Genomic DNA, 7,970 nt, shown 5'->3' on the forward strand with positions numbered 1-7,970 from the left:
CCCGTCCTGGTCCCCGCCGCCCGCCGCGGCATCATCCTCTACACGGTCCGCGACGCCATCGGCCGGGACCCGCTCTCCACCGGCCTGCCCTCCGGCTTCCGCGCCGTCTTCGAACAGCTCGCCCGATTCGGCTACCGCCAGGTCGAGTTCGCCGGCTACGGCCAGCACGCCAACGCCCCCGGCGGGGCGAACCTGGAGTCCGTCGAGGGCGCCCGGCTGCTGCGGTCCTGGCTGGACGAGTACGGGCTGCGCGCCCAGGGCAACCACGGCTTCATCCCGGGTTCCTGGCCGCTCACCACCGCCGACACCGACCAGTTCAAGCGGCACCTGGAGATCGCCGCCACCCTCGGCATGGACCACATGGGCACCGGCGGCGACCCCACCAACAGCTCGGTGAAGGCCGACTGGGACCGCGCCGCCGACAAGTGGAACGCCCTCGGCGGGATCGCCCGCAGCTTCGGCGTCAAGCTGTACACCCACAACCACGACGCCGCCTACGGCTTCCTCCTCGACGGCGGCCCGCAGGACGCCGAGGGCCGCCCCACCCGGAGCTCCGGCGTCCGCAAGCTGGAGTACTTCCTCAAGGTCACCGACCCGCGCCTGGTGTGGCTGGAGATGGACGTCTTCTGGGCGCACGTCGCCCGGTACAAGTTCCGCTCCTACACCGCCCACGACGGCTCGGTCCAACAGGACGTCTTCGACCCGGCGGCGCTGGTCGTCGCCAACGACCGCCGTTACCCGCTGTTCCACGCCAAGGACGGAGTCGTCAACACGGCGAGCGGCAACGGGTACGACATGGTGCCGTTCGGCACCGGAGCGATCGACTACCGGACCTTCTTCTCCCGCGTGGGCCACCGCACCACCCACCACCCGATGGTCGAGCAGGACAACGCCCCCAGCTCCACCGATCCCGCCCAGTCCCTGGAGCACGCGCGGATCGGCTACCGCAACATCGCGGCCCTGCGCCGGACGAAGTAGGCCCCACGCGGCGCGGCCCGTGGCGGGGGCTTCCCGCCACGGGCCGCGCGCACGGTGGCGGCGTCAGCGCCCCTCGCACTCCGGGAGCCGCGCGCACGCCACGAAGTGGTCCGGCTCCGCCTCGTACAGGTCGCCCTCCGCACCCGCCGCGTGGAACACGCACTCCTCCACGGGCTCGGCGTCCGCCCAGTCCACCCCCAGACGCGGCACCGCGGCCAGCAGGTGCCGGGTGTACGGGTGCAGCGGGTTGCCGAACACCTTCTCCGTCGCCCCGCGCTCGGTGATCCGCCCGTTGCGCAGGACCACCGTGCTCTCCGCCAGGTAGGTGCCCAGTGACAGGTCGTGGGTGATGTAGAGGACCCCGAGACCCCGTTCACGCAGGTCGCCCAGGAGGTTGAGCACGTCGATGCGGGTCGAGGCGTCGAGCATGCTGGTGATCTCGTCCGCCACCAGGATCTCCAGCCCGTCCAGCAGCAGCGCGCGGGCGATCAGCAGGCGCTGGAGCTGGCCGCCGCTGAGCTGGTGCGGATACTTCCCGAGCACCTGCGCCGGATCGAGGCGCACGTCGCGCACCGCCCCCTCCACCCGGGTCCGCCAGTCGGCCGCGGACACCCGCGGATGGTAGGCGTCCTTGATCAGGGCGAAGATCCGGTCGGCCTTGAAGACGGGGTTGAAGCAGCTGAACGGGTCCTGGAAGATCCCCTGCACCCGGCGGTAGTACTCCTTCCCGGGGCGCACCGGCTCGCCGTTCAGGGTGAGCGAGCCCTCGTTCACCGCGGTCAGGCCGAGGATCATGCGGCCCAGGGTGGACTTGCCGCTCCCGCTCTCCCCGAGCAGCGTGACCACCTCCCCCCGGTCCACGGAGAAGGAGACCCGGTCCACGGCGGTGAGCGTGCTGCCGGAGAAGGTACCGGTGCGGAACGTCTTGGTGACGCGGTCGAGTGTCAGCATCAGGCCTTCCAGCACGCTACGTGGTGACGGGGGGCGACCTCGACGACCGGCGGCTGCTCGGCGCAGCGGTCGTCGGCCAGCGGGCAGCGGTCGCGGAACCGGCAGCCGGCGGGCGGGGAGAGCAGGGACGGCGGGCTCCCCTCGATGCCCGACAGGCGTCCCTGGGAGCGGCGCACGCCCGCCTCGGGCAGCGCGGCGAGCAGCCGGCGGGTGTACGGGTGGCGCGGCGCCGTGGTCAGGACGCCCGCCGGAGCCTTCTCCGCGAGCCTGCCCGCGTACATCACCATGATGGTGTCGGCGATGTGCGAGGTCAGGGCCAGGTCGTGGGTGATGAACACCATGCTGGTGACCAGGCCCTGGTCGCGCAGGCCCACCAGGGCGTGGGCGACCGCCTTTTGGTTGGAGACGTCCAGCGCGCTGGTCACCTCGTCGGCCACCAGCAGCGAGGGGTCGAGCAGGGTGGAGATGACCATCACCGTGCGCTGCTTCATGCCGCCGGACAGCTCGATCGGGTAGCGCTCGAGCACCTCGGGCTCGAGGCCCACCAGCGCCAGGCGCCGGTGCAGCTCCGCGGTGTCCACCGAGACCCCGCGCGAGGCGAGCAGTTCGCGGATCATCCGGCCGATCCGGCGGGTCGGGTTGAGCGCGCTCATCGAGTACTGGGGCACCAGCGAGATGCGGTGGAACCGGAAGGCGTTCATGGCGCGGTCGTCGCCCACCGGCACCTCGTCACCGTCGAGGGTGACGGTGCCGCCGATGTGGCGCATCCGGCCGTCCATCCGGATCAGGGACTTGCCGAGCGTGGTCTTGCCGCAGCCGGACTCCCCGACCAGGCCGAGGATCTCGCCGTCGGAGACGGTGAAACTGACGCCGTCCAGGGCGCGGACGTCGCCGCGCAGCGTGCGGTAGTGGACCCGGAGGTCGTCGACGGTCAGGGTCATGCTCTTACGACTCCCTCAGCTTGGGGTTGAACACCTCGTCCAGACCCACGTTGGCGACGTACAGCGCGCCGACGACCGCGGTGATGCCGACCCCGGGCGGCACGAACCACCACCACATGCCGAGCTGGAGCGCGCTCCACTGCTGGGCGCTCTGGAGCATCAGACCCAGCGAGACGCCGTCGGTGGGGCCGAGGCCGATGAAGTCGAGGGAGGAGGCGATGAGGATCGCTCCGCCGAACAGCAGGATGAACGTCATGAACAGGTAGGAGCTCATGTTGGGCGCGATCTCGCGGAAGATGATCCGCCAGGTGCGGCTGCCGCTGAGCCGGGCCAGGTCGACGAAGTCACGCGTGCGGAGACTGAACGTCTGGGCGCGGATCGCCCGCGCCGCCCACGGCCACGAGGTGAGCCCGATGAACAGGCCCTGCACCGGCACGCTGCGCACGCCCAGGTAGGCGTTGACGATCAGCAGCACCGCAAGCGAGGGGATGACCAGCACGATGTTGGTGAACATGGTCAGCACCTCGTCGACGACGCCGCCCCGGTAGCCGGCGAAGAAGCCGACCAGCATGGCGATCACGGCCGCGATGCCGCCGCCGATCACCCCGACCAGGAAGGTCGCGCGCAGGCCGTGGACGAACTGGGCGAAGACGTCCTGTCCGAAGGTCGTGGTGCCGAACCAGTTCTCGCCGGAGGGCGGCACCGCCTGCGCCCCGGAGTAGGCGTTGGGGTCCGTGCCGTTCATCAGGAACGGGCCGAACAGCCCGGTCAGCAGGAGCACGGTCACGACGCCCAGCCCGATGAGCAGCTTGGGGTTGCGCACCGCGTAGTGCAGCGTCTCCCGGCCGGGACTGAGCGGGGCGGCCGGCCGTGCCGTCTCCCCGGCCGTCTCCTGGGTGGCTTCCTTGGCGGCGTCCCGGGTGGATTCCTGGGACGGCGCGGAGGTCGCGACCGGCTCGGAGGCCGGTTCGCCGAGTGGGGGCATCGCGTTCATTACTGGCCTCCCGCCATGCCGGTGCGGGTCCGGGGGTCGACGACCACGTAGACGAGGTCGATGATGAAGTTGGCGATCAGCACGCCGATCACGATGAAGAGGAAGGTGCCCTGCAGCAGGAAGAAGTCGCGGTTCTGGATCGCCGCGAGGATCAGACTGCCCAGGCCCGGATAGTTGAAGACGATCTCGGTGACCAGCGCGCCGGCCACCAGGACGCCCAACTGCAGTGCCAGACCGGTGATCTGCGGCAGGACGGCGTTGCGGAAGGCGTACCGGCGGATCAGCCGCTGCGGCGCGCCCAGGGCGGACAGGTAGGAGGAGTGGTCCGCCTCCAGCTCGTAGATGATCATGTTGCGCATGCCGATCGCCCAGCCGCCCAGCGCCACCAGGAACAGCGAGAGGAACGGCAGCACCCAGTGGTGCAGCGCGTCGGTGAAGAAGTGCCAGGTCCAGGTCGGCTGGATGTCCAGGCTGTACCCGCCCGAGACGGGGAACCAGCCGGCCTTCGCCCCGAACAGCCAGGCCAGCAGGACGGCGATCCACATGTACGGCATGGCCGTCAGCAGGTAGCCGGCCGGCAGCACCGTGTTGTCCAGCACCTTGCGGCGGGCGGCCAGCGCGCCGAGCCAGTTCCCGACGAACCAGCTGAGCAGGATGGCGGGAATCATCAGCGCGAGCGTGTAGGGCAGCGCGCCCAGGATGATCTCACTGACCGGCTGGGGGAAGACCCAGATCGACAGGCCGAAGTCGCCCTGGAGCAGGGAGCCCCAGAAGTGCAGGTACTGCTCCCACACGGGCCGGTCGAAGCCGAACAGTTCGTTGTAGTAGGCCCGCATGGCCTCGACGGCCTCGGGCTGCGAGACCCTGGCCCGGGAGATCATCGCGGAGACGGGGTCGCCCGGCATGAAGCGCGGGATCAGCCAGTTCACCGTGACGGCGAAGACGAAGGTCAGGACGTAGACGAGGAGCTTGCGGGCGAAATAGCGGCGCAAGGGTGACTCCAGTATCGGGGGTGGCGGGGGAGGGCGGCGTCCGGGCGGTGTCCGGGCGGCCGCCGGAGGCTCCCCGCACCCGCCGGAGGTCCCCGGCGGGTGCGGTGCGTCCGGCGGCCGCCACGGCCGCGGGGCTCGCCTACTTCTTGGCGGGCTTGAGGCCGGTCAGCGCCTCGAAGCCACCCAGCTCCAGCCAGTTGCGCCACAGCGTCGGCGCGTGGTGGTTGTCGCCCTTCTCCGAGGGCCAGTTGGTCCAGGTGCCGGTCGTCGACTGGGACCACAGGCCGTTGTACCAGAGCGGGATGACCGGCATCTCCTCCAGCTGGATCTCCTGGATCCTGGAGGTCGCCTCCTTCATGCCCGCCTCGTCGTCGGTCTTCACGCCGCCGAGCTCGTTGACGAGCTTCCAGGCCTCCTCGTTCTCGTAGCGGCCGAAGTTCACGGTGTTCTGCTGCTCACGCACGGGCAGCTGGAACATGTACTCGTAGTACGTCCACGGGGTGTTGGACAGCTGCCGCTCGTTGTTGATCACCAGGTCGAACTCGCCCTTGGAGCGCAGGTCGTTGAGCGCGTTCTGGTCGGGGAACTCGGTGCTCACGTCGATGCCCGCGCTCTTGGCGCTCTCCGAGATGACCTTGGCGGCCTCCATCCAGTCGGTCCAGCCGGACGGCACCATCAGCTTCAGCTGCAGCTTCTTGCCGTTCTTGTTCTCCACCAGGCCGTCGCCGTCGGTGTCCTTGTAACCGGCGTCCGCCAGCAGGGACTTGGCTTTGGCGGTGTCGAAGCTGAAGCCGCTCTGCGCGGTCAGCTCCTTGTCGATGAACTTGTCCCACTGCGGCAGCAGGCCGGTCGGGTCGGCGGGCCGCACCAGGTCGCCGTACACACCCTTGACGATCTTGTCGATGTCCACCGAGTACGCCAGCGCCTTGCGGAAGGCGGCGTCGTCCATCGGCTTGCGGGTGGTGTTGGGCACCAGCCAGGCGGTGTTGGCGGACATCATGTAGGGCGGCCCCTCGTAGTACGAGACGGCCTTGCCCGTCTTGATCATCGAGGCGGCGCCCGGGAGGAAGTTGTTGCTGAGGTCCAGTTGCCCCTGCCCGATCTGGCCGATGACCACCTCGTTGCTGGGGTTGGAGATGTCGACGATGTACTTCGGCGCGGGCTTCAGGCCGAGCGCCTTCACACCCCACCAGTCGTCGCGCCGCTCCCAGACCACCCGGTCCTGGCCGTGGCTCTTGAGCTTGTAGGCGCCGGAGACCACCGGCTTGTCGTTGACGCCGTTGAGGACCTCCTCGTCGGACAGCGCGCTCCACACGTGCTCCGGCACGACGGGCTGCCCGTAGAGGGTGAAGTCCCACTCCTGGTAACGCGCCTCCTTGAAGGTGAAGCGCACGGTCTGCTCGTCGACGGCCTCGGCCTTGGAGAGCCAGTCCCACAGCGTGTGGAACGACGCGGCCTCCAGCTTGCCGATCTCGTAGGAGAAGACGACGTCCTTCGCGGTCAGCGGCTTGCCGTCCGACCAGGTGATCCCGGAGCGGAGCTTCACCTCGTAGGTCTTGTCGTCCGTCCACTCCCCGCCCTCGGCCAGCCAGGGCTTGAGCTCGCCGGCCTGGGGGTCGAAGTGGAACAGCGTCTCGTACGCCAGTCCCTTGGTCCCCGTGGCGTGGTCCCAGTTGTGCAGGGGGTTGTAGTTGGCGGGCGGACCCCACATGGTGCCGCTGGTGTACAGCGTCTCGCTCCTCGGCAGGCCCCCCTCGCCCACGGAACCCTTGCCGTTCGAGGTCGTCGAGGACCCCCCGCCCGTGCACGCCGTGACGACCATGCCGCCGACGGCCAACAGAGCGAACAACCGCGCTCGGACGCGCATCGGTCTTCTCCCTCCCCGCCCGTCTTTGGGCGGAGCCAACTGAACCGGGTAAGTGGCGGAAGTCTCGACCTGCTGCGCGGTCGTGTCAAGGGGTTGCGGGAGCGCTCCCGTGGCTTCGTTATAAGGGAGTTGTTACGCCAGGGCCCCGAGGGGGCAGACCTCCACGTGCGGCCGAGCCGCTACGATGATTGCTCTTAAGTGAAGCGGTTAAGCGAGGTCTCATGTCCAGGCGGCGCCCCACCATGGAGGACATCGCGCGTCGAGCGGGTGTCTCCAAGGTCGCGGTCTCGTACGCGCTCAACGACCGGCCCGGCGTGTCGCCCGGGACCCGTGCCGAGATCAAGCGGATCGCCCGCGAGATCGGATGGCGGCCCAACAGCGCCGCACGCGCGCTGACCCGGGCCCGCGCCGACGCCGTGGGGCTGGTCTCCTCCCGGCCGGCCCAGCTGCTCGGCGCCGAACCGTTCTTCATGGGGCTGATCAGCGGCATGCAGGACGAACTGGCGGTCCAGGGAAAGGCGTTGACGCTGCAGTTCGTCGCGGACGCCGGTCAGGAGATGGAGGTCCACCGGCGCTGGTGGGGCGAGGGCCGCGTCGACGGCGTGCTGCTGACCGACCTGCGCGCCGACGATCCGCGGATCGCGCTGGTGCGGGAACTGGGCCTGCCGGCGGTGGCGATCGGTCACCCGGAGGCCGCGGCCGGGCTGCCCGCGGTGTGGTCCGACGACGCGGCGGCGCTGGCCCAGACGCTGCGCTACTTGCACGCGCTGGGGCACCGCTCGGTCGCCCGGGTCGCCGGGCTGCGCTCCCTCGACCACACGGAGCGCCGCGACCGCGCCCACCGCGCGGTCTGCGCGGAACTGGGCATGGCGGAGCCCGCCATCGTCCACACCGACTACTCCGGGGAGGAGGGCGCGCGGGCGGCGCGGTCGCTGCTGATCGGACCCGGCCGGCCCACGGCGATCGTGTTCGACAACGACATCATGGCGGTGGCCGGGCTGTCGGTCGCCGACGAGCTGGGGCTGCGGGTCCCGGGGGAGCTGTCGCTGGTCGCCTGGGACGACTCCCAGCTGACCCGGGTGGTGCGGCCGGGGATCACGGCGCTGAACCGGGACATCCCCGCGTACGGGCGGCACGCCGTCCGGGCGTTGCTCACGCTGGTGGAGGAGGGGTGGGCGGAGGGCCTGGAGGACGAACCGGCCCGCCTGCTGCCCCGCGGCAGCACCGCCGTCGCCCCGACCCCTGCC

Annotated in this window: 7 protein-coding genes; 2 read left to right on the plus strand and 5 right to left on the minus strand. The window is 70.2% G+C overall.

Going from position 1 to position 7,970, the window contains the following annotated elements:
• Positions 1-978 (plus strand): sugar phosphate isomerase/epimerase (locus HW445_RS12185; protein WP_180221040.1); only part of this gene is annotated, 978 nt, incomplete at its 5' end.
• A 63-nt stretch (positions 979-1,041) separates the two neighbouring features.
• Here HW445_RS12185 and HW445_RS12190 read toward each other — a convergent pair.
• From HW445_RS12190 to HW445_RS12210, 5 genes are all read right to left on the minus strand, one after another.
• Complete coding sequence (locus HW445_RS12190; RefSeq protein ID WP_180221041.1) at positions 1,042-1,929, minus strand: ATP-binding cassette domain-containing protein; 888 nt, start codon at positions 1,927-1,929, stop codon at positions 1,042-1,044.
• Entirely contained in the window at positions 1,929-2,870 is a 942-nt protein-coding gene (locus HW445_RS12195; RefSeq protein WP_180221042.1) for an ABC transporter ATP-binding protein, read from the minus strand. Before HW445_RS12195 ends, HW445_RS12190 begins: the two co-directional genes overlap by 1 nt.
• 4 nt (positions 2,871-2,874) lie before the next feature.
• Positions 2,875-3,864, minus strand: coding sequence for an ABC transporter permease (locus HW445_RS12200; RefSeq protein ID WP_257231024.1), 990 nt, complete (start codon positions 3,862-3,864; stop codon positions 2,875-2,877).
• Entirely contained in the window at positions 3,864-4,856 is a 993-nt protein-coding gene (locus HW445_RS12205; RefSeq protein ID WP_151770233.1) for an ABC transporter permease, read from the minus strand. Before HW445_RS12205 ends, HW445_RS12200 begins: the two co-directional genes overlap by 1 nt.
• Before the next feature lie 139 nt (positions 4,857-4,995).
• The gene (locus tag HW445_RS12210) at positions 4,996-6,723 is read right to left on the minus strand and encodes an ABC transporter substrate-binding protein (RefSeq protein ID WP_180221043.1); all 1,728 of its coding nucleotides are present in this window, start codon (positions 6,721-6,723) and stop codon (positions 4,996-4,998) included.
• Positions 6,724-6,944: 221 nt separating this feature from the next.
• Here HW445_RS12210 and HW445_RS12215 point away from each other — a divergent pair.
• Positions 6,945-7,970, plus strand: a 1,026-nt coding sequence (locus HW445_RS12215) for a LacI family DNA-binding transcriptional regulator (RefSeq protein WP_180221044.1), incomplete at its 3' end; no start/stop codon positions are given.

This window comes from Streptomyces sp. UH6 (genome assembly GCF_013421635.1).
Classification (GTDB): domain Bacteria; phylum Actinomycetota; class Actinomycetes; order Streptomycetales; family Streptomycetaceae; genus Streptomyces; species Streptomyces abyssomicinicus.